Here is a 26341-nt window from a genome sequence, read left to right as displayed (position 1 = left end):
AATCAGGGTGGTACCGCGGTACTTAAAACGAGTAAGAGCCGTCCCTGACTGTAGTGCAGTCCGGGAGGTATCTTTATATATAATTATATATAATATAAGACTTTCCGTATTGTTTTGCGGAAAGTCTTTTTGTTTTTCCTGCTGCTAGCCGCATTGCAGATGCAGGCAGTAACATTAAAAGGACTCCGTAAGGCTCGCACATTTATGTGTTTATATGAAAATAAAGAGAGGAAAAAAGAGATGAAAGACAAGCTTAAAAAAATTCTTGATGAAGCAATGGCACAGATTGATTCATCAGACCGTCTTGACAGACTTAATGAGATTAAAGTATCGTTTTTAGGAAAAAAAGGAGAACTTACATCAGTATTAAAGGCGATGAAAGATGTTGCTCCTGAGGACAGACCAAAGGTAGGCCAGCTTGTAAATGAAGCAAGAAAGACTATCGAAGAAAGATTAGATGAAAAAAGAGAGATATTTGAAAAGGCTGTTTTAGAGGAAAAACTCAAGAGTGAGACAATAGATGTAACACTTCCGGGCAAAAAACTTGCAATGGGACACAGCCATCCAAATACGATAACACTTGAAGAAGTTGAAGATATATTTGTTGGAATGGGTTATGAAGTTGTTGAAGGACCAGAGGTTGAGTATGATTACTATAACTTTGAGGCTCTCAATATACCTGACAATCACCCTGCAAAAGATGAGCAGGACACATTCTATATCACAAAGGATATACTTCTTCGTTCACAGACATCTTCAGTACAGGTACACGAGATGGAAAAAGGAAAACTTCCTATAAGAATGATAGCACCGGGCAGAGTTTTCCGTTCAGATGAGGTAGATGCCACACATTCTCCTACATTCCATCAGATTGAGGGACTTGTTATCGACAAGAACATTACATTTGCAGACCTTAAAGGAACACTCCAGGAGTTTGCAAAGAGACTTTTCGGAGAGGACACAAAGGTTAAATTCCGTCCTCATCATTTCCAGTTCACGGAGCCTAGTGCCGAGATGGATGTTACCTGCTTTAAATGCGGTGGAAAAGGATGCCGTTTCTGTAAGGGTTCAGGCTGGGTAGAAATCCTTGGCTGTGGTATGGTTCATCCTCATGTACTTGAGATGAGCGGAATCGACCCAGAGGAATACACAGGCTTTGCGTTCGGTGTAGGTCTTGAGAGAATCACATTGTTCAAGTATGAGATTGATGATATGAGACTCTTATATGAAAACGACACACGTTTCCTTAAGCAGTTTTAAAATATGATTTATTTTCAGGCTGATAATATATCAGAAGCGTTTTTTTGCAAATATTTATTAAAATGCCAATGATATATGATGCTGAAAAGATAATGTTTTGTAAGAATAAATCTAATAAGAATATATTGATGGTTTTGTGATTTTTTATATTTGAAACACAAAATGTAAAACGAAAAAAGAAAGCAGGTATAGAGATATGGATACATCTTTTTCATGGATAAAAGCATATGTTCCTGACCTTGACTGTACGGCTCAGGAATATACGGATGCAATGACTTTATCAGGTACAAAAGTTGAGGGATTTACTGAATTTGACAAAAACCTTGATAAGATTGTTGTAGGTAAGATAAATAAAATTGAGAAACACCCTGATGCAGATAAACTTGTTATCTGTCAGGTACAGGTTGACGAGGACGGAAAGGAAGTACAGATAGTAACAGGTGCTTCAAATGTTAAGGAGGGACAGAAGGTTCCAGTTGTTCTCGATGGCGGTCATGTTGCAAGCTCACATAAAGACGGAGAGTCAGAAAACGGATTTAAGATTAAAAAAGGAAAACTCCGCGGTGTTGAATCGTTCGGTATGATGTGCTCCATCGAGGAACTCGGTTCAACAACCGATATGTACCCTGATGCTGCAAAAGACGGAATTTATATATTGAGCGATAACCCTGAGTACAAGGATGCAAAGATAGGTTCAGATGTAGTAGAACTTTTGGGACTTCACGATGTAAGATTTGAGTATGAGATAACATCAAACAGAGTTGACTGCTTCGGAATGATAGGCATCGCAAGGGAAGTTGCTGCAACATTCGGCAAGGAACTTGTCGTACCTGAGGTTAAGGAGACAGGAAACAATGAGGATGTAAACGATTATATTTCAGTTGAAGTAAAAACTCCAGAACTCTGCCCTAGATATACGGCAAGAGTTGTAAAAAACATCAAACTTGCACCATCTCCTGAATGGATGCAGAGAAGACTTGCGTCAGTAGGAATCCGTCCTATAAACAATATCGTAGATATAACAAACTATGTTATGGAAGAATATGCACAGCCTATGCATGCATATGACCTTGATAAGATTGAGGACAGAAAGATAATCGTAAGAAAAGCTGATAAGGGCGAGAAATTTGTTACTCTTGACGGGCAGGAGAGAGAGCTTGACGACACTATGCTCATGATATGTGACGGCAAGAAGCCTGTAGGAATCGCAGGTATCATGGGTGGAGAAAACTCTATGATAACTGATGATGTTACGACAATGCTTTTTGAGGCTGCAACATTTGATGGCACAAACATTCGTCTTTCAGGAAAGAAACTCGGTATGCGTACTGATGCACAGGCAAAATTTGAAAAGGGACTTGACCCGAACAATGCGATCGATGCAATGAACAGAGCATGCCAGCTTGTCGAGGAACTTGGTGCAGGCGAGGTCGTAGGCGGAGCAATAGATTACTATCCGGTAAAGAAAGAGCCTATAGTAATCCCTTACGATGCGGATAAGATAAATGCACTTCTTGGAACAGATATAGATGAAGTCACAATGGTAAAATACTTTGAAAAACTTGACCTTGCAGTAGATACTGCTAAGAAAGAAGTTATCGTTCCGACATGGAGACAGGATCTTGAGAGACTTGCCGACCTTGCAGAGGAAGTAGCAAGATTTTACGGATATGATAAGATTCCTATGACACTTCCAGAAAGCTCTGCAACAGCAGGCGGATTGTCAGAAAAACTCAAACATGAGAAAGCTGCAAGAATCGTGGTAGAGGGATATGGATTTAATGAGGGAATGACATTCTCATTTGAGAGCCCTAAGGTATATGACAAGTTAAATCTTACTGAGGATGATGTCCTTAGAAAGAGCATAAAGATAACAAATCCTTTAGGTGAGGATTACAGTGTGATGAGAACATCTGCACTTGGCGGTATGCTCACATCACTCTCAACAAACTATAACAGAAGAAATAAGAATGTAAGACTTTATGAGCTTGCAAATGTTTATCTTCCAAAACAGCTTCCGCTTACTGAGCTTCCTGACGAGCGTATGCAGCTTACACTCGGAATGTACGGTGATGGAGATTTCTTCACGATGAAAGGTGTTATCGAGACACTTATGACAAAACTCGGCCTTAAGAAAAAGGCAGAGTATGATCCTGAGGCAGGAAAAGCATTTCTTCATCCGGGACGCCAGGCAAAAGTTATGTATGACGGTGTGCAGGTAGCTTATTTAGGTGAGGTTCACCCTGTAGTACAGAAAAACTTTGCAATCGGTGAGAGAACATATATCGCTGTAGTTGATATGAAAGCTATCATGGATATGGCTGATTTTGAAGTAAAATACGAGGGTGTTCCAAAGTTCCCTGCAATGACAAGAGATATAAGTCTCAGCATGAAGAAAGAAGTTCTTGCCGGAGATGTAGAGAAAGTCATCAGCAAGAAAGGCGGAAAACTTGTCGAGTCATATGAACTTTTCGATGTGTATGAGGGTTCACAGCTTGTCAAGGGATTTAAGTCACTTGCATACAAGATTGTATTCAGAGCAAAAGACCACACGCTCAAAGATGATGAGGTAAATGCTGCAATGGATAAGATAATCAAGGCGCTTGCTGAGATGGATGTAGAACTTCGCCAGTAAGACAGCTATATGGTGATAAAGACCATATGTGACATAAGATAAATTCGTGATAAACAGGCAGTATCGTTTGTAAAACGGCATTGCCTGTTTATTATGTAATAAAAATTTAATTATTTTAATATAGTAAAAATGATGAATTTAATATATCATATAAAATGTTGCAGTACAGATATGCATGTTTTTCATAATGTAGTTTGTGTATGATACCTTAAAAGCTGAGGGGAGTTAAAGACATGCAGGAATGAGGATAGATATGAAAAAGAAACATAAATTTATTATAAGAACTGTTTCGTGGATATTATTTATAATATACCTTGTGATGATGGTTTATTTTTTATTTTTTAGCGAGATGCTTGGAAGGACGCCGAGTGACACATATCACTATAATCTTAAACCATTTACTGAAATACAGAGATATCTTGTATATTATAGAAAACTTGGCAGTTTTTATGTTCTTTTAAATCTTATGGGAAATGTTATATGTTTTATGCCACTGGGGTTTGTTCTGCCAGTCTTATCTTATAAAAATAGAAATATATTTAAAGTTACATTTATATGTTTTTTGTGTTCGGTGGCCGTTGAGATTACACAGCTTGTGTCAAAACTTGGTTCATGTGATGTTGATGATGTGATCTTAAATACATCAGGTGGCATTTTAGGATATTTGTGCTTTTCTATATGTATGATTATACTCAGGCATAAAACATCAGACAAAAAAATAAAGATAAAGAAAAAACATATCATAAGATGACACAGAAAAGAGGAATATTATGTTTAATAAGAATAAAAAAAAGAGAAAAAGAGATGGTGAGCTGAGACTTACAGATAAAAAACATCCTATATCAGGTATATGGTCAGTGGTGATAGGTGTGTTTGCACTTTCAATGTTTATAGCAACATGCATTATGTCGGGTGGCAATGGCGGAAATGGTGGAATGATAGTAGGTGTTGTAGGTATACTTTGCTTTATCATAAGTATTACCGGCTTTATCCTTTCATGGATGAGTCTTAGAAAAGAAAATATCAGATATTTTTTTCCAACGATAGGTGCTGTTGTAAACGGATTGCAGATAGTAGGATATATGGTTGTGTATATATGTGGATCATACATGTAAAATAAAAATATAAATAATTTTTCAGGAGAAAGTAAGTATAATTTGTGCAAAAATAATATAAAAAATCATGTTTTTTGTATTATACATAAAAGTTATAATCAGATTTATCAAAAAGAAAATTATGTAGAAATGAGGAAACTTATTATATGGCAATGAATTTTTCGGAAGAGGAAAAAAAGAAGATGCTTGCAGATGATTCTGAAATTTATCAGAAAAGAGAAGATGGTCTTGATGCGAACAACGGACAATTAAAAAAGTTAAAAGGTCATGAAAAGAGGGCATATTTCAGGCAGTATTATATGGGGACTGTTGCAGTTGTTGTCGTTATCGCTATACTTGCAGTACTGTTCTTTAAGAATGCATTTGAGAAAAAGCCTCAGTGTGCACTTTATATAGCTATAGAAGATGATGTTCTTGACGAAGATAAGGTGGATGATTTTCAGAAAGCAGTAGAAAAGTATCTTAACATTGACGGTGAAAAAGAATATGTAAAGATAGACAATGGAACAGATTCAAAACAGGTGCAGACATATATTTATTCCGGTATTGTTGATGTAGTCATAGCATCAGAGGACACATATAAGAATTGGTCACAGGAAGGCTGCATGACAGAACCTGATACCTCTGATAATGTGTCATTCTATAAAGAATACGATAAAAATAAACAGTTTTTCTCAGAATATATATCTGGAGAAGATGTAAGAGAAAGTACTGAAACAGCTAATAAGGCGAAGTCAGCAGATGGAAAAACCTATAATTTTGGTCTTTATTTAAGTGACAGCCAGAAGTATAAAAAAACGCTTGGCGGTCTTTTGGAAAAACCAGTCATAGGTATAACAGCCACATCAAAGCACACTGAGGAAGCGGCAGAGTTTGTCAAATGGATGATGGAAGAAAAATAAATTAAATGTAAAAAATGGTTGACAGATATTTAAATATGTATATAATAATAGTCATGACAAAGGTGTCACGAAGAAATATTCGTGGCACCTTTTTTTTGCACTAGTGGAAAAATAAAATCTAATGTAAAAAAGGAGGCAAATTATATGTCAAATGAAATTTTAGATTATATTAACAGTAATCTGTGGGGTGTCTGGTATCTCATAGGTGCCGCATTGGTTTTTTGGATGCAGGCAGGCTTCGCAATGGTTGAAGCAGGATTTACAAGAGCTAAAAACTCTGGAAATATTATTATGAAAAATCTTATGGATTTTTGTATAGGAACAGTAATGTTCATCGCAATAGGTTATTCATTATTACTTGGAAATGATGTCGGTGGATTTTTCGGGGCACCGGGATTTGATATATTTAAGAAGTATGCTGATTTTGATTTTTCAGGTTTCGTATTTAATTTGGTATTTTGTGCGACAACAGCCACTATTGTTTCAGGTGCGATGGCAGAGAGAACTAAGTTTATATCATATTGTGTATATTCAGCAGTTATCTCAGCAGTAATTTATCCGATCGAGGCACATTGGACATGGGGAGGCGGTTTCCTTGCACAGATGGGATTTCATGATTTTGCCGGTTCAAACTGTATTCATATGGTTGGTGGTATCTGTGCACTTATCGGAGCAGCAATGCTTGGACCTCGTATCGGAAAGTTCAGCAAGAGAACAGGTAAACCACACGCTATCCCAGGCCACAATCTTACAATAGGTGCACTTGGTGTATTTATCCTCTGGTTAGGATGGTATGGATTTAACGGTGCGGCAGCAACTTCACTTGAGGATTTAGGTTCTATCTTCCTCACAACAACAATAGCCCCTGCTGTAGCAACAGTAGTATGTATGATATTTACATGGATAAAATATGGCAAGCCTGATGTTTCAATGTGTCTTAATGCATCGCTTGCAGGTCTTGTAGCAATCACAGCATCATGTGATGTTACCGACTGCGTAGGTTCATTTATTATCGGAGCAGTGGCAGGTGTGCTCGTAGTATTTGGTGTATGGCTTCTTGATTATAAACTTAAGATAGATGATCCTGTAGGAGCAGTAGCAGTACATATGATGAATGGTATATGGGGAACATTTGCGGTAGGTCTTTTTGCTACAAAATCAGCACCGGGATTTCAGATCGCACTTGACGGCGGAGCAATAAAAGCCGAGGGACTTTTTTATGGCGGAGGATTTACACAGCTTGGACTTCAGATTATCGGTATGGCAGCGACAATAGCATGGACAGTTGTTACTATCACAATTACATTCCTTGCTATTAAACATACTCTAGGACTCAGAGTATCAGCAGAAGAGGAACTTCAGGGACTCGATTCAGTTGAGCATGGTCTTTCATCAGCATATGCAGACTTCATGCCGGCAGGAAACATGTTCTATTCAGCAGGTACATCAATTGAGACACTTAAAGGAAATATTCCTATGGATAAAGCAGTTGAAGTTACAAATGTATCGACAGCATCAGCACCAAAGCCTGCTGCATATAAGGAAAATAAAATTGAAAAGGATACAGATTCAGCTAAGCTTACAAAAGTTTCGATCATTTGTAAACAGAGTAGGTTTGAAGACCTTAAAGAGTCTCTTAATAACATAGGTGTAAACGGACTTACAGTAACACAGGTGCTTGGCTGTGGAACACAGAAAGGTATGACGACAAAATATCGTGGTGCAGAGCTTGATGTGGTTCTTCTTCCTAAAATGAAAGTTGAAGTCGTAGTAAGTGCCGTACCTGTAGAAAAGGTTATTGAGACAGCGAAAAAAGCACTTTATACAGGAAATATCGGTGACGGAAAGATATTTGTATACGATGTTGAGAATGTGGTAAAAGTTCGTACAGGTGACAGTGGTTTTGATGCATTACAGAGTGATGATGAATTATAAATATAAATTTTGATATGATTGATTGCTTTTGTTGAAATGTTGAATCTTCGATATTTTGAAAATATATTGTAGAATATTAAGGGGACTTTCTTTTGGAAGTCTCCTTAATTATGCAAAAGTTTCCAGTATTGTCATAAAAAACAAAAGTGGGTAAAAGCCGCAGTATTAAATGAATTGTAACAATCGTAACAAAAAAGTAATGGCACTAAGTATTGACATTGTTTCAATTTAAAACTATAATTCGTAAAGTGGAATAGGGAAAAGATATAATGATTTATGGAGGATATCATGAAAAGCAGTAATAAACAAAAGAATAATATTATAGAAAATAATGGTGCATCAGGTCTTGGAAAAAAGATTGCTGCGATTGCTGTTGGAGTTGTTGTAGTTTTGATCATTGCAGTTGTAATTGGAATAAGAGTCTATTACAAAGGTCATTGGTACTCAAATACTAAGATAGGCGATAAAGATGTGTCGGGGATGACACTTTCGGAAGCAACGGATACGATTAAGAAAGTCTATAGTTCATATAAACTTGACATCAAGGGAAGAAATGATGGAAGTCTTATTATAAACGGTGATGATATTGACTATAATGTTGATGTTGAGACGGCTGTTAAAAAGGCATATGAAGATCAACATTCAAAGTTTTCATTTTCTAAATTGTTCAAGAACAATGATACAAAGATAGAACCAAAGGTTTCTTTTGATGAGAGTAAGTTAGATTCCATTTTAAAATCTGCGTCAATAGTAAAAGGTGACAGTGATTATAAGATAGTAGCCCCTGTTGATGCAAAAGCAGAATATTCAAAAAAGAAAAACTGTTATCAGGTAGTAAAAGAAAATGTTGGTAATACACTTGATAAAGACAAATTCTCAGAAGAAGTAAAGAAAGCACTTGACAATGGAGAAACATCCATGGATATAAGTGATGGTGAAAAGTACCCTGATATATATGTAAAGCCGGCTATTACTTCAGATGACAAGGAAGTAAAGAAAGAAGTTAATGTATGTAATGCTACAGCACTCAGATGGGTGACATGGACTATACATAAGGGAGTGCAGGAAAGTGCGACACCTGAGGATATCAGTAAATGGATTACATACAGTGATGGAAAAGTCATTCTTGACAATCAGGCAATGAGAGATTGGATGGAAAAACTCTGTCTTAAATATAAAACATTGGGTGGAACAAGAAAGTTCAAGAGCCATACAGGAAAAATGCTTACACTTTCTGGTGGAGACTATGGATGGCAGCTTGATTATGAAAAAATGTGTGCACAGTTAAAAGACGGTGTAAATAAAAAGATAAATAAGAAGCTTCAAAATGCTTACATTAAAAATCAGGATGAGGCAAGTAAAAAAGCAGTTACTATCACACAGAAGCCAGAGTGGTTAGGAACAGCATACCGATATGACCCTAAAAATAAAATGAACGATTGGAACAAAAACAGTTATATAGAAGCAGATTTAGGATCACAGATGGTATATGTGTTCAAAAATGGAAAGATTATCTACTCATGTGCAACTATATCAGGAAAGCCGGTACCGGGAAGAAAAACAACAACAGGAATGTTCTTTATAAAAGACCATGCAAGACACAGAGTACTCAGAGGAGACAACTATGCGACACCAGTAGCAAACTGGGTACGAATCACATGGACAGGAACGGGATTCCATCAGGCAGAATGGCAGCCATGGGGAAGCTGGAGTCCTAGCCTTTACAAAGTCAGAGGCTCACATGGATGCTTAAACTTAAGCCCTTCAAGCGCAGCAAGAATCTATGAGCTTACAAGCTACAAACAGATGGTATTCATGCACTACTAAAAACATAAAAATTAAATAAAAAACATAAAAAGATGCAGATTGAAACTTGAAATCAGGCAAAAATCTGCATCTTTTAAATTATCAAAAACAATATAAAATTAAATATAAACATTTAACATAATCAAGCAGCAGAGTGTGTTCCAAATATCCGCCTGCCCATAATATCAAAAATATCCCCCAAAAGCACAATTGAAGGTACAGTTAATATAATAATTGCCGAACAATAAAAAAGCGACTTTTTCAACGTACAGCCAAAAACAGAATCTTATTTTGCAGCGAAGGGCGTTAGAAAAGCGTCAGTACTTAGTGAGCGTATTATGCTCACTTATGTACTGCTACGCTTTTCTCCGAGGCGCAAGCCGTCCCTGAGTGTAAAATAAGATTCTGTTTTTAGCGTCCGTCATAAACCAAACCTAAACTACCCAAACAACTTAACTCCATCAGCCTCACCATAGACAGCGAAACCGTCAAACTCATTCTGTTCAAGTTTATTTAAGAACTTACCGAGCTTCTTAGGTCTTGCGATGAGTGAAACCATATATTCATCTCTTAATTTCTCAGCATATGCAAGAGCATCGGCGTAAGTTTCTTTGTCATAGAATACTGCAATACGTTTTTTGCGGTCAGGTATAGCATAATTCTGTTCCATAAGTATTCCGAAGATTCTTTCAAAACCAATAGAAAATCCTACGGCAGGAATATCTTCATTTAAGAATTTACCGATGAGGTTATCATATCGTCCACCTCCTGCAACGGCACCACTGTAACCCTCGGCTGCAACTTCAAAGATAGTTCCTGTATAATAACCCTGGCCTCTTACAAGGGAAGGAGTAAATTCAACAGGAATCGTTCCATTTGAAGCTTTGTTCACCGTATCAATGATATATTTAAGATCATTTACATATTCTGCATCACATACATCCGCAATTGAATCAAGAGTTAAACTGCCGCCTTCAAAAAGGTTTATGAATTTATCAATGGCAGTTTTATCAAATTCATTTTCACAGAGTTCAGCCTTTACACCGTCAATTCCTATCTTGTCAAGTTTGTCAAAGATTATGGCAAGTTTTTCATTGTCGGCATCATCAAAGCCTGCATATGAGAAAATGCTCTTTAGTATACGGCGGTCGTTTATCTTTACAGTGTAATTCTTTAATCCTACTCTGTTCAGTGCTTTGGTCGTAGTTAGGATAAGCTCTATCTCAGCATCTCTTGAATCATTTCCGATAATATCTATATCACACTGCATAAATTCACGCAGACGGCCTTTCTGAGGTCTCTCGGCTCTATATACTCTGTCCATCTGAATAACCTTAAAAGGTGTCATAAGTTCGTTTCTGTTGTTTGAAAAATATCTTGAAAGAGGAAGTGTGAGGTCGTATCTAAGTCCCATGTCAGAAAGTTCTTTTTCTGTGACATCACTTTTTTCGAGTGCTGACGAGAGTTTTTTTCCTCTTTTAAGAACCCTGAATATAAGGTTTAAGTTTTCGCCGCCCTCACTTTTATCAAGATTTACGGCATCCTCGATAATAGGTGTGGTAATGCGGACAAAACCTGCATCTCTGTATGTTTCAGCAATTACATTCTGAAGATAATCTCTTATTTCAACTTCTTTTGGAAGATAATCTCTTGTTCCCTTGACTGGTGTAGATTTCATATCAATAATCATCCTTTCTGAAAATAATAATCTGGTAATTTTTACACAACAATAACCTTTAATACTTTATCATATCTTGCCTTTAAGGGCAAGAATGGGATAGAGGTGGGCTGAACTGTTACTGATTAATTAAAAATCTTTTTTGACTTATTGGCGTGAATAGTGTAAAATTGAAAGATGAAAAAAGCCGAGATATCGGTGAGTTAAACTATATGGAGGAATGACATGGATAATAAGTTAAAAGTTGGTATCCTTGGTGGTACTGGAATGGTAGGACAGAGATTTATCTCATTATTAGAAAATCACCCTTGGTTTGAGGTTGTAGCTATCGCTGCAAGCCCAAGAAGTGCAGGAAAAACTTATGAGGAAGCAATCGGGGGCCGTTGGAAGATGACTACACCAATGCCTGAAGCCGTTAAGAAGATAGTGGTACAGGATGTCAGCGATGTTAAAAATGTTGCTTCAAAAGTTGATTTTGTGTTTAGTGCCGTTGATATGACAAAAGACGAGATCAAAAAGATTGAAGAAGAATATGCAAAGACAGAAACTCCAGTTGTTTCCAACAATAGTGCACATAGATGGACACCTGATGTACCTATGGTAGTGCCTGAACTCAATCCTGAGCATCTTGAAGTTATAGCAGACCAGAAGAAGCGTCTTGGAACAACAAGAGGATTTATAGTAGTTAAACCAAACTGTTCAATACAGAGTTATACTCCTGCACTTCATGCACTCAAAAAGGCAGGTTATGAACCAAAAACAGTTGTTGCTACAACATATCAGGCTATTTCAGGAGCAGGAAAGACATTTAAGGACTGGCCTGAGATGGAACATAATATTATTCCATTTATTGGTGGTGAGGAAGAAAAGAGTGAGCAGGAACCACTCCGCATCTGGGGACATGTTGAGAATGGCCAGATAGTAAAAGCAGAGGGACCTGTTATCACAACACAGTGTATCCGTGTACCTGTACAGGATGGTCATACAGCAGCAGTATTTATGACATTTGAAGAGGGAAAGAAACCTTCTAAAGAAGAGATCATCAAGGTGTGGAGAGAGTTTAGCGGAATGCCACAGGAACTTGGACTTCCAAATGCTCCAAAGCATTTTATCCAGTATCTTGAAGAGGATAACCGTCCTCAGGTTTCACTTGATGTAAATTATGAAAATGGATTTGGAATATCACTTGGACGTCTTCGTGAGGATACGGTATTTGATTATAAATTTGTTGGATTATCACACAATACTGTTCGTGGTGCAGCAGGTGGAGCTGTACTTATTGCAGAACTTCTTAAAGCCAAGGGATATATTGCAGCAAAATAGTTTATATCGCCCATATATTTTACAGGCGGATTCAGTTATGTTCAAAAACTAATAAAAGTAACATGAATGGAGGTGCCATATGAATAAATATCGAATTTTGGTAAAAGGAATTGTTAAGAAAAATAATAAATATCTTACAGTTGAAAAGTGGTATGATGACAATATCGTAGAGCCATATCAGTGGGAATTTATTGATGGTGAAGCAGAATTTGGAGAATCACCTGACAAGGCAGTAGTCAGAACTATTCAGGAGCAGACAGGTCTTATTACGGAAGTAGACAAGGTTCTTTATACATGGACATTTATGATCGGTTCAGAGTGTAACTTAGGTTTGGCATATCTTTGCCTTACAGAGCAGGACGAAGATGATGTTATGCTGTCTGAGGATCTGCACGATGCTAAGTGGATAGAAGCTATGGATTTTGAAAATTATATTCATAATAAGCGAATGCTTGAAGATCTTGAAAAGGCGGAACTTTATTAAATAAAAGAGTGCATCTGTCAATGAATTTGGCGGGTGCTCTCTCTGTATATAGGGAAAGGCATAAAACGGTTTATGGAAAAGATTCTTATTAAAAATGGCAGAATGATCGATCCTGCAAATTATATTGATGGAAAGAAAAATATTCTTATAGAGGATGGGAAAATTAAAAAAGTTGCTGATTTTATTATGGCAGATGAAGATATGAAAGTGATAGATGCAGACGGCAAGGTGGTTATGCCTGGCTTTATAGATCTTCATGTTCATTTGAGAGAGCCGGGATTTGAATATAAGGAAACGATAGAGACAGGGTCTAAGGCAGCGGCTAGAGGTGGAGTCACATCCATATGCCCAATGCCGAACACAAAGCCTGTTATTGACAGTGCAGAAAGCGTAAAAGACCTTCTTAAGAGAGCAGAAAATATGCCGGTTCATATTCTACCAATAGGAGCATGCACTATAGGTCAGGAGGGAAGAGAACTCGCTGACATAGAGGGTATGAAAGAAGCCGGTATCGTAGCATTAAGTGAGGATGGCAAGTCCGTTATGGATTCGGCATTGTTCAGAAAAGCATTAAAGGAAGCAGCAAGACTTGATCTTCCGATGTTCTCACACTGCGAGGATAAGGCACTTGTCGAGGGCGGCGTTATGAACGCAGGGAAAAAGTCAGAGGAACTTGGTCTTCCGGGTATCACAAACTCTGTTGAGGATGTTATTGTTGCGAGAGATATCATTATGTCAAAAGAAGCGGGAAACAGGCTGCATCTTTGCCACTGTTCTACAGCGGACAGTGTTGTACTTGTCGAGATGGCTAAGAAGCAGGGACTACCTGTCAGTGCGGAGGTATGCCCGCATCACTTTACAATGTCCGATGATGAGATAACGGAGGATAATGGAAGATTTAAGATGAATCCACCGCTCAGGAGCAGAGCAGATGTTGATGCGTTAAAAGAAGGACTTAAAACGGGCATTATGGAAGTTATCTCCACAGATCATGCACCACATGGAAAAGAGGAGAAAGACCAGTCGATGTTAAAAGCTCCTTTTGGTATAGTTGGACTTGAGACTTCATTTGCTCTTGGCTATACAGAGCTTGTAGACAAAGGAGTGCTTACATTGTCACAGCTTGTGGAAAAGATGAGTGTAAATCCTGCAAAAGTTCTTGGCATAGATAAAGGCAATCTTGCAGAGGGCAAGGTGGCAGATATAGTTATAGCCGATATTACGGAGGAGTATGCTATAGACAGCAGTAAGTTCGTATCAAAAGGAAAGAATACGCCTTTTGACGGCAAAAAAGTCAAAGGCAGAGTCATAACGACCATTGTTGACGGAAAGATTGTATATCAGGAAGATAAATAAAATGGAGGAAGATAAATGATAAATAAATTAGTTTCAGAGATTAAGAAGAAAAATGCACCTATAGTCGTGGGACTTGATCCTATGCTTAACTATGTACCGAAACATGTACAGGAAAAAGCATTTGCAGAATATGGAGAGACACTTGAGGGAGCGGCCGAGGCTATATGGCAGTTCAATAAAGCTATAGTTGATGCAACATATGACCTTATACCTGCCGTAAAACCGCAGATTGCAATGTATGAGCAGTTTGGAATACCGGGACTTGTATCTTACAAAAAGACTATAGATTACTGTAAAGAAAAAGGACTTGTTGTAATAGGTGATATCAAGCGTGGTGACATTGGTTCAACATCGGCTGCATACGCTGTCGGCCATCTTGGAAAAGTTCAGGTCGGTTCAAAGTCTTATGCAGGATTTGACGAGGATTTTGCAACAGTGAATCCATATCTTGGAAGTGATGGAGTAAAGCCGTTTATCGATGTGTGCAAGGAAGAAAAGAAAGGTATCTTTGTTCTTGTAAAAACATCTAATCCGTCAAGTGGAGAGTTTCAGGATAAGGAAGTCGATGGAAGACCTCTTTATGAGCTTGTCGGCGAGATGGTTTCAAAATGGGGCGAGGATTGCATGGGTGATGATTACAGCTATGTTGGATGCGTTGTCGGAGCTACATATCCTGAGATGGGAAAAGTTCTCCGTAAACTTATGCCAAAGACATATATCCTTGTTCCGGGGTACGGTGCGCAGGGAGGTACAGCAAAAGACCTCAAACCTTACTTTAATGAGGATGGTCTTGGAGCTATAGTAAATTCTTCAAGAGGAATAATCGCAGCATACAAGCAGGATGCGTACAGCAGGTTTGGCGAGGAGAATTTCGCAGATGCATCAAGAGAAGCTGTCATCAACATGAAAAACGATATAAACAGCATATTATAAATGAAATGAGGTTATACGGTTTATGGCTGACAAGAAAAAAACTATGGCTGTGATAAGATCGCAGGAAAATATAACAAAAGACATATTCAGTATGTGGCTTGAATTTGAAACAGATGCTGATGTTGTGAGCAGGGCAGTTCCGGGACAGTTTATCTCAATGTACAGTGCTGACGGCAGCAGACTTTTACCAAGACCTATAAGCATATGTGAGATTGATAAAAATACAAACAGTCTTAGAGTTGTTTACAGGGTTGTCGGAAAAGGAACAGATGAGTTCTCAAAGATGGTCAAGGGAGATAGGATACCGGTTGTCGGACCTCTCGGAAACGGATTTACGCTTAAAGGGGGAAAGGCAGTACTTATCGGCGGCGGAATAGGAATACCGCCAATGCTTGAACTTGCAAAGTCGCTTGATTCTAAAGAAAATGTTTCGGTAGTACTTGGTTACAGAGACAATGACCTTTTCTTAAAAGATGAGTTTGAGCCATATGCAAATGTATATGTGTCAACTGAGGATGGAAGCGTTGGAACAAAAGGAAATGTCATAGATGCGATAAAGGAAAATGCACTTGAGGCAGATGTACTTTATTCATGCGGACCTATTCCTATGCTTCGCGGAGTAAAGGCATATGCAGGAGAAAAAGGCATCGAGGCACAGATTTCAATGGAAGAAAAGATGGCTTGTGGTATAGGAGCATGTCTTGGCTGTGTATGTAAATCAAAAGAGATTGATGAGCACAGCAAGGTTCATAACAAGAGAATATGTAAAGACGGACCTGTATTTAATGCAGAAGATATAGAAATTTAGTTGCGAAATGGAGGAAACTTATGAATCTTTCAGTAGATTTTGCAGGAGTTAAGATGAAAAATCCGGTGACAACGGCATCGGGTACTTTTGGTTCGGGCGAGGAGTTCAGTGAGTATGTTGACTTAAACAGACTTGGGGCTGTTACGACAAAAGGTGTTGCAAGTGTTCCGTGGCCGGGGAATGACACGCCGAGAGTATGCGAGACATACGGTGGAATGTTAAATGCGATAGGACTTCAAAATCCCGGAATAGATACATTTGTAAGCAGGGATATTCCTTTTCTTAAAAAATATGATACAAACATTATCGTAAATGTGTGTGGAAAGACACCAGAAGAATATATAGAGGTTGTAGACAGACTTGCAAATGAGGATGTTTCAATGCTTGAGATAAATATATCATGTCCTAATGTAAAGGCAGGCGGGATTGCTTTTGGACAGGATCCAAAACTCGTAGAGCAGATAACATCAAAGATAAAAGCTCATGCAAAACAGCCTGTCATAATGAAGTTAAGTCCTAATGTTACGGATATAACTGAGATGGCAAAGGCTGCAGAGGCAGGAGGAGCAGATGCAGTTTCACTTATAAACACACTTACGGGCATGAAGATAGATATAAACAGAAGAACCTTTGCTCTTGCCAATAAGACAGGTGGAATGTCGGGGCCAGCCGTAAAACCTGTTGCCGTGAGAATGGTGTATCAGGTGGCAAATGCCGTAAACATACCTGTTCTTGGAATGGGAGGAATAAGAACGGCAGAGGATGCATTAGAGTTTATCATGGCAGGAGCAACGATGGTCGCAGTCGGAACAGCAAACTTTAACAATCCAGCGGCAACAATCGATGTTATTGACGGAATAGCAGAGTTTATGGACAAAAATGGCGTTAAAGACATAAATGAGATTATCGGCTGTGTGAAATAATTAAAGACAAACTGTTTGTTTAAGGGAGCAGTTATGGCGAAATGACATGACGGGCAATAAAATTGACTGAATCAAAGACTAATGATACAGATGTTAAGATTGAGTTTTACAGGTAAAATATTTATAGAGAAGAGGTTTGATTATGGAAAGTTATAAGAAAGAATTTATAGAGTTTATGGTTGAGAGTGATGTTTTAAAATTCGGAGAGTTTACTCTTAAGAGTGGAAGAAAATCACCATTTTTCATGAATGCGGGAGCATATGTCACAGGTTCACAGCTTAAGAGACTTGGCGAGTATTATGCAAAAGCGATACACGAACATTATGGAGATGATTTCGATGTATTGTTTGGACCTGCATACAAGGGAATACCTCTTAGTGTTACAACAGCTATCGCATACAGTGAGTTATACGGAAAAGAGATAAGATACTGCTCAAACCGCAAGGAAGTAAAAGACCACGGAGATACGGGTATTTTACTCGGAAGCAAGATAAAAGACGGAGATAAGGTTGTAATCATCGAGGATGTTACTACATCAGGAAAGTCTATTGAGGAGACATTCCCTATAATTAAGGCTCAGGGAGATGTTGAGATAAAGGGACTTATGGTTTCTTTAAACAGAATGGAGAGAGGTCTTAGCACAAATGCAAGTGCCCTCGATGAGATTCAGTCAAAATACGGTTTTGGTGCAAATGCTATCGTAACGATGGAAGATGTTGTAGAGTGTCTTTATAATAAGGAGTGTAAAGGAAAAGTTCTTATCGATGACAAACTAAAAGCTGCAATAGATGAATATTATGAGCAGTATGGCGTAAAGTAAAAATAATATTATATAATAACTATAAAATCCGGATGTTTTGTATCTGCCGTACTTTGTGTAAAAAGATTTTATCATTAAATACACCGATTTTAATCGGTGTATTTAGGTTAATAATATGCTAAAAGGAGGTTCATATGGGAGAAAAGATATATAAGACAATGAAATCTGTAGGTTCTTTTAATCTTGTAATGGGAATACTGCTGATAATTTCAGGAATTACTACAGGAGTATTGTTTATAGCAAAAGGAGCAAGGCTTCTTAAAGATAAATCGGAGCTTATGTTTTGATGAAAGTTTATATATTTGGAGCGTATAAAGATTTTAGGTGTATGGCTGGAAAATGTCAGGCAACATGCTGCAGCGGCTGGAAGATAGTTGTGGACAAAGAAGCATATGAAAGATTTATAGAGCTTGAAGATGAAAGCCTGAGAGCTGACATACTATCAAATATCGTAGAAAAAGATGACGTGTATTCATTTAAAAATATGGCAAATGGTGACTGTGCCATGCTTGATAAGGATGGGTTGTGCCGTATACAGAGAAACTCTGATGAAAAGACGTTATGTAATACCTGCCGTAAATATCCGAGATTATCTTTTAAAGATTCGGATACAATGTTATTATCAATGGCGGCATCATGTCCCGTAGTAATAAATTATCTTTGCATACAAAGATATGATGACATCTGGTATCAGATGACGGATGATAAAAAAATGTATCCTGTAATGCTTGATGACATAACCGGGTTGTCAGATGAAATTTATAAATTTGAGCAGTTGTTTATAAAGATTCAAGACAAATGTTTTGAAAAGGGTGACAGGTTATGTGAATTGTTTTATGATTTTGCAGATATAGCTGTGGATATGATAATAAAATGCAATGATTGTGTATATCTTGACGGAAGCTTTGATATCTATGAAGAGCAGATGGACGGGCATTTTTTTGAAGAAAAATATGATAGGTTTATTAAGTTATATGGAAAAAATCTTTTTAGATTTGAAAAAAATTACATCTTATATAGGATATTGACTGCTAAATATGAGAGAAGTGAACAAAATACAAGTGAAAGGTCATATCAGATAGCAGGAGAGATTATTATGAACAGAGTTATCATGCTTAGTCTTACTCAGAATGAGGATTTTATGGACAGTATTGTGCAGTCTGTACATTGGGTTTATAAGGCGGCTGTACATGGAAAGATAAGCAGTAGCATTATGCACAAAAAAGTAGCCGAAATTTTGTCACAATGACGAAAATAAAAATAATATATCTTGGAAAACGAGAAAAGTGTCGCTTTATCAGTGACATTTTTTTTGCTTTGTAGAAAAATTGCATAAAAAATTGTGAATAACGGAGAAAGATTGAAAAGTGTCGAAAACATGTCAAAAAGTTCTTTACATGTCAAGAAAAACTCTTTATTATTACAAATACGGGGGATGCAACTGTTAAAATTGGGAAAGAAAAAATTGGTGGGTAGAAATAAGATGATTGGAGAAGAGGAGAGGAATGAAGATCGCTTTTTGGAGCAACGGTGGAAATAATATGTGTGTTACATCAAATATGGCATGCATAACATCAATGATTTCTTTAAAAAATTCGGGAATGACGAGGGAAATATTACTTGAGAATCATTTTAACAGCAGGAAAGGTCTGGAAGCAGTACTTGTACAGCAGGAAAGACTCGATTTTTTAAGAGAAACGGGAGGGTATTATGTAAAATATGGATTGGAGTACATATTAAAGAGGATATTTACGGGAGAGACGCATGATGAGATAGTTAAAAATTCAACAATAAATCTATTATTATCTAATATGTTTTTATTACCTTCAGGAATGGTTTTTAATAAGGAGGTATTCAATTATGATTTCAGTCTTGTTCACAATGAATTATTTAAGATGTTGGAGAGGATTGGAGATTATGTGTTTATTGATACAGAGTCAAATCAGAATTTGAGCACAAAACAGATTTTATATGATGCGGATATTGTTGTGGTAAATCTATCTCAGGACCCTAAAAATATATATGATTTTTTTGAAAATTATACATCCCTTAAAGAAAAAGCAATGTATATTATAGGGAGATACCAGCCAGAAAAAAGATGGACCCGTAAAAGGATATGTTATGAATATAATATTCCGATGAACAAGATTGGTGTGATACCATATAATGTGGAGTTTAATGATGCATTGGAACATGGCAAAATGCAGCATTTTTTAAATTATAATTACACAGGAAGAGTAAGATTAGAAAATGATTATTTTATGAGACAGTGCAGGAAAAGTACAGATATGGTACTAAATATGATAAGTGAGGTGAAAAAGAAGAGGGAAAAAGCAGAGCGACAATTATATTTAGACGGTTTATGTAGAAAAAGCATGAATGAATTTGGAGTATTAACTGAGTATGCTAAAGAAAAAATAAATTCGTATAAATAACCCCTGAAATATGTTATAATATTCGTGGAGACAAAGGCTTTAAGAATAGTCGTAAAATTACTTCCTTTGTCTCGACGGATAAAAACTTAAATAGCAATAATAATATATATAATCTGTTGTAAGAGGAGGATTGCGATGGAAAATGGGGGGAATTTAAATCTTTTAGATAATTTAAAAAAAAGACAAAGTGAACTTGAGTGGGTAAATCATCCTATGATAGGATGTGACGATTCATTTAGGTATTTGTATGCTTTTGGTCTTGGAGTAATGGCACTTGGTAATATGAAAGCAATGATGGAACTTCAGGATTATTTTGACACAGTGCTTGATAAGTTGTGTATATCACGCAAGAACAGGGAGCAGATAATAACTGATATAAATAATTATTTTGATTTCAGGATTACTGAATGTACTGAAAAATTAAAAGAAAAGGAAGTGCAGTATTGCTTTACATTTGACCTGTATAAAATATACCAATTATCATTGTGGTCTCAGGATTATTGTGAAAAAATACTTGACTATTATCAGCAGATATTCAGATTTTCTGATATAGAGAGGGAGTTTTTTGAGGGATTTAGTGAGTGTGCATCAAGAAAAGATACTAAAAAAGCAATTGAAATATATAATATATTTAGAAAAAAAGGATATGATATAAGATATTCAATTCTTACATATTTTTTCCCGGATTTTATATTGGAAGAGGAGTATGGCGATATTGTTGTAAAAGCAGGAAAAACATTTGTTATAGATAAGCCTACTACAGTAAATGGAGATATAAAAGTTGAGCGTGGAGGTTCACTTTTAATGAATGGTGGAATCTTAAAAATACATGGCGGCATAATATCTGATGGAGGCAGAATAAGGCTGTATAGTACCAGGATAAGAGTGATTGAGAATAATTATGAATATTTTATGCATATTGATAATGCAGCGATAGTTCAGATTTCTGATTCGTTTATTGACTGTGGAAAATTTACGGGATTTATGAAGCAGACATCCGGCAGGCTTATAATAACAGATACTATTATAAATAATGTTGCCAAAAACAGGGCATTGTCATTTTATGGAAGGTCGGCAGTTATATCAAGAAGCCGCTTTGTAAATTGTAAAAATGGAGCATTGGCATTGTACAAAAGATCCAGAGTCGAAATAAAAAATTGTGAGTTTACAAATTGTGAAGCTGAATATGGAGCAGCATTATATTCAGAATCTATTGGAAATGTAAAATGTGAAAATTGTGTTTTTGATGAGTGTAAGGCAAGATATCTTGGGGCAGCCGTATATTTTAAATATCAAAAATTTGGACAGTTTATGAAAAACTGCAGTTGTAAACAATGCATACCAGAAGAAAACCAGATATTTAATGTATATGATGACGACTTTGAGATACAGCGTATTGAGAAAAGGGGGAGTGTGTGATGGTAGTAGACATATTGACTAAATTTAATTGCAGACGAAAGATATTTCTCACACCCGAGCACCCTTTTTGCTCATATGGCACTGAATTTAAGGTTATGTATACATCAGCGGTGATAATGCAGGCTAAACTTAATAAGAATATAAAACCGCTCAGCAATTTTGAACTAGAACGTCTTATGAAGTATGGTCTTAAAATGAATTCGGGTGATATAGCATGGGCACTTAGAAATATAAATGAATATGAGAGTGTATTTGCATATATTTTAGAAAATTTAAGATCAGGTGAAGAAAAGATAATCTTTCTTATGGATCTGGTAAATGTTGCAATGGCTGACAATATGATATCATCAGAGGAGAATGAATTTGCTGTTAAGTTTGCAAAAAAGCTTGGAGTATCAGAGCAGATTTATGAAATAATAAAAAGATTTATCATATGTGCTTTTAGTGAGGAAGACAAAGAATGTTTTGAGCTTGCACAGATAATTAAAAATCTTTATCCCAAAATAGAACTTATTGACCTGAAATATTTTGCTTTACAGATTTATGAGTCTGTTGAGTGCACGCAGAGAGCCATAAATGAAAAAAGAGAGTTAAGGATAACTGACAGATGTCAGATATATGATGATATTATCTTAACTAGAGGAACAAAACTCATTTTCGACCATGCACTTGTGAGGGTATATGGAAATATACTGCTTGATGGTGGAACGCTTGAAATGATAAACAGTAAGATAATAAGAAAAAGTGACAGCCACAGGGCATGTATAAATATTAAGGATGATTACAGCAGAGCATTTGTAGAACATTGTGAAGTGGACTGCAGGAATTATGGAATGTTTATCAGGGCCGAGGCAGGAGAAATCTGTGTTAATGGATCAAATATCTATAATACAACAAGAGGTGCTGCAATAAGATTTTGGGGAAAGAAGCTTGACCTAACAAAATGTGAGTTTAGCAGGTGCTATTCTCCAGAGGATGGAGGAGCGGTTATGGCTAGTGGCGGACAAGGAAGAATAAGCGAGTGCCGTTTTTCTGATTGTGAGGCCAGACGTGGAGGAGCCGTATTCGCTGCTGAAACTGTCAGGTTAGATAAGTGTCATTTCACTAATTGTAATGTTGCTGAATATGGAGCCGCAGTATTTTATTCAGGAATAGCATCAGCCGATGATTCTGAATTTGAATATGTGGCATGTCATCCTACTGGAGCAGAGTTTGTTCAGGTTATTTCAAAGCGTGGTGAGATGAAGATCTCGGAAGATATGTTGATAGATAAATCTACAATAATAGATTGCCCGGTTTATGTGGAGACAACAGGGAAGCTTAATATTTTAACAGCATCGCTTTATCTTAATTATCCCATAAGATGTGCGGGAAGTATAAGTATGAAACATTCGAGAGTTATATGTAATCATCTGCAGGATTCGGATATGCTTTATCTTGAAAATGCTAAAAAATGTGAAATTTTTAATTGTGAATTTGATGGGGCACTTAAGACGGGCGCAATAAATGTTAAGGGGACAAAAATAGTTTTAAAAAATTCTCTGTTTAGAAATACTTCTGGTGGAAGAGCGGTGTTTAATGCATACCGTCCATCCATAACTGAATGTATATTTAATTTTTGTCAGGGTGGAGCAGTGTATACTCAGGGGGGTGAAATACAAAAATGTGTATTTGTAAATTGTCGTGCAAAGACTGGTGCTGGAATTCAGATGTATGGAAGAAGTGGCGCTGTAGAACATTGCAATTTCAAACGATGTATAGCTGACACCGGTGGAGGTGCTGTTGACAGACAGATTGGACAGCGCATAGATAAATGTTTGTTTGAAGATTGTAAACCAGAAAATATATCATAAAAAGAAGCACAGCCTATATGGCATGTGCTTCTTTATCGTTGTTGTTTAAATCGTCATTGTTTTCATCATTTTTTGGAAGAAGATGAAGTTTGACTTTGTCTATGTGATTTTTTGCTGCTTCAAGAACTGTATATTGGGCATAATCATCTGAAACGGTTTCGCCAGCATTGGGAAAATGGTCTAACAGGTTAATGATATGTCCGGCAATGGAATCGTAATCTTCTGATTCTATTTTGATACCAAGAGCTTCATCTATATCATCAAGTTTGGCTACACCAAGTATGATATAATCACCATCGTCAGTTTTTGTGATATCATCTTCTTCATTGGCGTCATATTCATCTCTGATCTCACCGACAATCTCTTCTATAAGGTCTTCTATAGTAAGGATTCCGGAAGTAGAACCATACTCATCAAGAACAATTGCCATAGGAATAGAATCTGATTTCATTTCAAAAAAAAGTTCTGATATTTTTTTATATTCATAAGTAAAATATGCCTCACGCATTACATCGGCAATCTTAAAATCTTTTTTATCCCCCTGATAGAAGAAGATATCTTTAAGATTTATGATACCAACTACGTTATCCCTGCTGTCATCATATACAGGCATACGTGTAAATTTTTCTTTTGAATAGCTCTCGATAAGTTCATCATATGTCAGATTCAGTTCGACAAATTCCACATCCATTTTTGGAACCATGACATCTTTTGCAAGCGAGTCACCAAAATCAACAACATTTGTTATCATTTGGCGTTCTTCACTCTCGATAACCCCCTCTTTATGGCTCACATCAACAATAGTCCTGAGTTCATTTTCTGTAATTGCAGGCTGTTTTGTAATATCGATATGAAAAATTTTTAAGAGAAGATTTGAAAACTTATCAAATATATATGAAAAAGGACCTAATACAACAGTGAGCGTATAAATCGGTTTGGCATAGATAAGTGACATCTTATCAGCGTTCATTGTAGCTATGGATTTAGGTACTATTTCACCGAATATAATAACAAGTATTGTAAGTATAGCTGTAGCAGCACCGGTAATCAGACTTGTCGCATCGGAAAAACCGGATTTCTTTGCCAGATTTATTGCAAATGTAGTGGCAAGAGAAGATGCTGAAAGATTGACAATATTGTTTCCTATTAAAATGGAACTAAGCATTTTTGTCTGTTTGCTGATAAGTTTTAAAACTAATGCAGCTTTTTTGTTACCTTCATCTGCCATAGATTTTAGACGCATTTTGTTTACTGTTGTAAGACATGTTTCTGCTGAGGAAAAAAAGGCAGATAACAACAACAGTATAAGTAATATCAATAGTTTCGAGGCGTCACTTGAATCCAAAAAAATCAACTCCAATCAATAAATTTATTTAATATGTATAAACACACAATATTTTACCTATAGATTATGCTGTTGTCAAGTAAAATACAACTTTGAATAATGGTGGATATGACAATGATTGTTTGTCGTTGGGTTACTAAATATGAAAATAGAATTGTATAGTAATGGGAAGCTGATATTATATATGGAAAAAATTGTGAAACTTTAATAAAAACTTAAGAAAAATTGTCAGAAAACTATTGCAAAAATCACATAATTGTTGTACAATGTAATCACAAATTAAGACAGCGATGTCAATCGTGTATATGTCACAGTGAGGAGGATGATATGCGAAAGAAATCCCATATTTCATTGGCGTGGTACTTGATGAACAATGAAGGTATGGAGTCAGTTAAACATCATAAAGGATCATTCTATATTGGAAGTATATTACCGGATTGTATTCCTTCATTTTTTGTAAGGAAACATACTATTGAGGATTCCTTTGATGTACTTGAGAAAGAAATCAGTAAACTTGTATCACATTTTGACCCGATTAGAGGTCTTGATAGCTATTTTTGCAGACATTTAGGAGTGATTACACATTATGTTGCTGATTACTTTACCTTTCCACACAATCAGAATTTCCCCGGAAATTTAAAAGATCATTGTATCTATGAAGAGGAGTTAAAGAAAGAACTTCGTAAATATGTAAGACAGCCGGATATAGAAAGAGGCAGATTGAGTGAAACGGTTCATTCACCTGAAGCAATTCTTAGTTTTGTTCAAAGGATGCATCAGATTTACATGCGTATGCAAAGTGGAGTGAAACGTGATTGTGAATATATTATAGAACTTTGTCATACAGTTGTTGATGCGTTACTTATGTTATTTGAGGAACTTACAAAGCAATTGCACTTATCTTTAGTATCACTTTAGAGTTTGGATTATGGAAGACGGCAAGTTTTATGAGGGCGGAGCCGTACGACGATAGATTGAAGAAGTATCTGCTGCGAGAAAAAAGAAGCGGCAGGTACTTTTTCTTTGTTATAATTTCTGAATATAGTGGAAATATCAGCGAAAAGTTGTCTGCTAAATATAAATATTTTTGAACTAAAGCCTTTAAAAATAGGGCTTTGAGGGGATAATTAAAATTTTTTTTGAAAAAAATTAAAAAAAATTGAAAAAAGGGGTTGCATTTTGGAAAAAGATGTTATATACTAAGCAAGTGCTCAGCAAGAGAGACAAAAACAAAACAACAGTTTAACAGATGATGGGCTATCGCCAAACGGTAAGGCACTGGACTCTGACTCCAGCATTTCAAGGTTCGAA

Annotated in this window: 22 protein-coding genes and 1 other annotated feature (1 of these 23 cut by a window edge); of the genes, 20 read left to right on the top strand and 2 right to left on the bottom strand. The window is 36.6% G+C overall.

Annotated elements, in window-relative coordinates; all coding sequences use genetic code 11:
- Positions 1–49 (top strand) — a binding site (T-box leader) (it extends 264 nt beyond the left edge of the window).
- Positions 50–240: 191 nt separating this feature from the next.
- The 7 genes from pheS to KQI69_RS06105 all read left to right on the top strand — a co-directional run bounded on the left by pheS (position 241) and on the right by KQI69_RS06105 (position 9674).
- Entirely contained in the window at positions 241–1260 is a 1020-nt protein-coding gene (gene pheS / locus KQI69_RS06135; RefSeq protein ID WP_216564464.1) for a phenylalanine--tRNA ligase subunit alpha, read from the top strand.
- A gap of 196 nt (positions 1261–1456) precedes the next feature.
- Positions 1457–3895, top strand: a complete 2439-nt coding sequence (gene pheT / locus KQI69_RS06130) for a phenylalanine--tRNA ligase subunit beta (protein ID WP_216564463.1) — start codon at positions 1457–1459, stop codon at positions 3893–3895.
- A gap of 253 nt (positions 3896–4148) precedes the next feature.
- Complete coding sequence (locus KQI69_RS06125) at positions 4149–4646, top strand: VanZ family protein (RefSeq protein ID WP_216564462.1); 498 nt, start codon at positions 4149–4151, stop codon at positions 4644–4646.
- A gap of 19 nt (positions 4647–4665) precedes the next feature.
- Positions 4666–5010 carry a DUF6142 family protein gene (locus KQI69_RS06120; protein ID WP_216564461.1) on the top strand — a complete coding sequence of 115 codons (345 nt, stop codon included), beginning with the start codon at positions 4666–4668 and terminating at the stop codon, positions 5008–5010.
- A 146-nt stretch (positions 5011–5156) separates the two neighbouring features.
- A complete protein-coding gene (locus tag KQI69_RS06115) occupies positions 5157–5912 on the top strand; it encodes a hypothetical protein (RefSeq protein ID WP_216564460.1) in 756 nt (251 codons plus the stop codon).
- A 144-nt stretch (positions 5913–6056) separates the two neighbouring features.
- The gene (locus KQI69_RS06110) at positions 6057–7847 is read left to right on the top strand and encodes an ammonium transporter (protein ID WP_216564459.1); all 1791 of its coding nucleotides are present in this window, start codon (positions 6057–6059) and stop codon (positions 7845–7847) included.
- Between the two features lie 288 nt (positions 7848–8135).
- Entirely contained in the window at positions 8136–9674 is a 1539-nt protein-coding gene (locus tag KQI69_RS06105; RefSeq protein ID WP_216564458.1) for a L,D-transpeptidase family protein, read from the top strand.
- A gap of 418 nt (positions 9675–10092) precedes the next feature.
- Here the strand turns inward: KQI69_RS06105 and hisS are convergent, their stop codons facing one another.
- Positions 10093–11331: a histidine--tRNA ligase gene (gene hisS / locus KQI69_RS06100; protein ID WP_216564457.1), complete on the bottom strand. Its 1239-nt coding sequence runs from the start codon at positions 11329–11331 to the stop codon at positions 10093–10095.
- Between the two features lie 225 nt (positions 11332–11556).
- Here hisS and asd point away from each other — a divergent pair, with 225 nt between their 5' ends.
- The 12 genes from asd (at position 11557) to KQI69_RS06040 (ending at position 23685) form a co-directional block, all read left to right on the top strand.
- A complete protein-coding gene (gene asd / locus KQI69_RS06095; protein WP_216564456.1) occupies positions 11557–12654 on the top strand; it encodes an aspartate-semialdehyde dehydrogenase in 1098 nt (365 codons plus the stop codon).
- A 79-nt stretch (positions 12655–12733) separates the two neighbouring features.
- Positions 12734–13138, top strand: coding sequence for an NUDIX domain-containing protein (locus KQI69_RS06090; RefSeq protein WP_216564455.1), 405 nt, complete (start codon positions 12734–12736; stop codon positions 13136–13138).
- Between the two features lie 72 nt (positions 13139–13210).
- On the top strand, positions 13211–14494 hold the full coding sequence (locus tag KQI69_RS06085; protein WP_216564454.1) for a dihydroorotase: 1284 nt from the start codon (positions 13211–13213) through the stop codon (positions 14492–14494).
- A gap of 15 nt (positions 14495–14509) precedes the next feature.
- Positions 14510–15427, top strand: a complete 918-nt coding sequence (gene pyrF / locus KQI69_RS06080) for an orotidine-5'-phosphate decarboxylase (RefSeq protein ID WP_216564453.1) — start codon at positions 14510–14512, stop codon at positions 15425–15427.
- 22 nt (positions 15428–15449) lie between these two features.
- Entirely contained in the window at positions 15450–16235 is a 786-nt protein-coding gene (locus KQI69_RS06075) for a dihydroorotate dehydrogenase electron transfer subunit (protein WP_216564452.1), read from the top strand.
- 20 nt (positions 16236–16255) lie between these two features.
- Positions 16256–17158 (top strand): dihydroorotate dehydrogenase, encoded by a 903-nt coding sequence (locus tag KQI69_RS06070; RefSeq protein ID WP_216564451.1) that lies wholly within the window; start codon positions 16256–16258, stop codon positions 17156–17158.
- Positions 17159–17300: 142 nt separating this feature from the next.
- On the top strand, positions 17301–17978 hold the full coding sequence (gene pyrE, locus KQI69_RS06065; RefSeq protein ID WP_216564450.1) for an orotate phosphoribosyltransferase: 678 nt from the start codon (positions 17301–17303) through the stop codon (positions 17976–17978).
- 134 nt (positions 17979–18112) lie between these two features.
- Positions 18113–18265 carry a hypothetical protein gene (locus KQI69_RS06060; RefSeq protein WP_216564449.1) on the top strand — a complete coding sequence of 51 codons (153 nt, stop codon included), beginning with the start codon at positions 18113–18115 and terminating at the stop codon, positions 18263–18265.
- Positions 18265–19227: a flagellin lysine-N-methylase gene (gene fliB / locus KQI69_RS06055; RefSeq protein WP_253289029.1), complete on the top strand. Its 963-nt coding sequence runs from the start codon at positions 18265–18267 to the stop codon at positions 19225–19227. Before KQI69_RS06060 ends, fliB begins: the two co-directional genes overlap by 1 nt.
- Before the next feature lie 256 nt (positions 19228–19483).
- Positions 19484–20413 carry a ParA family protein gene (locus tag KQI69_RS06050; protein WP_216564447.1) on the top strand — a complete coding sequence of 310 codons (930 nt, stop codon included), beginning with the start codon at positions 19484–19486 and terminating at the stop codon, positions 20411–20413.
- Between the two features lie 135 nt (positions 20414–20548).
- A complete protein-coding gene (locus KQI69_RS06045; protein WP_216564446.1) occupies positions 20549–21832 on the top strand; it encodes a right-handed parallel beta-helix repeat-containing protein in 1284 nt (427 codons plus the stop codon).
- Positions 21832–23685, top strand: coding sequence for a right-handed parallel beta-helix repeat-containing protein (locus KQI69_RS06040; RefSeq protein ID WP_216564445.1), 1854 nt, complete (start codon positions 21832–21834; stop codon positions 23683–23685). The genes KQI69_RS06045 and KQI69_RS06040 overlap by 1 nt, the downstream gene beginning before the upstream one ends.
- Before the next feature lie 13 nt (positions 23686–23698).
- Here KQI69_RS06040 and KQI69_RS06035 read toward each other — a convergent pair whose 3' ends face one another.
- Positions 23699–25003, bottom strand: a complete 1305-nt coding sequence (locus KQI69_RS06035; protein WP_371818754.1) for a hemolysin family protein — start codon at positions 25001–25003, stop codon at positions 23699–23701.
- Positions 25004–25357: 354 nt separating this feature from the next.
- Here KQI69_RS06035 and KQI69_RS06030 point away from each other — a divergent pair, with 354 nt between their 5' ends.
- On the top strand, positions 25358–25948 hold the full coding sequence (locus KQI69_RS06030) for a zinc dependent phospholipase C family protein (protein ID WP_216564443.1): 591 nt from the start codon (positions 25358–25360) through the stop codon (positions 25946–25948).
- Positions 25949–26341 lie beyond the last annotated feature (393 nt).

Origin of the sequence: Eubacterium sp. MSJ-13, assembly GCF_018918235.1 — a bacterium.
GTDB lineage: Bacteria > Bacillota > Clostridia > Lachnospirales > Lachnospiraceae > Butyribacter.
This window is presented reverse-complemented; position numbering and strand designations above follow the sequence as displayed.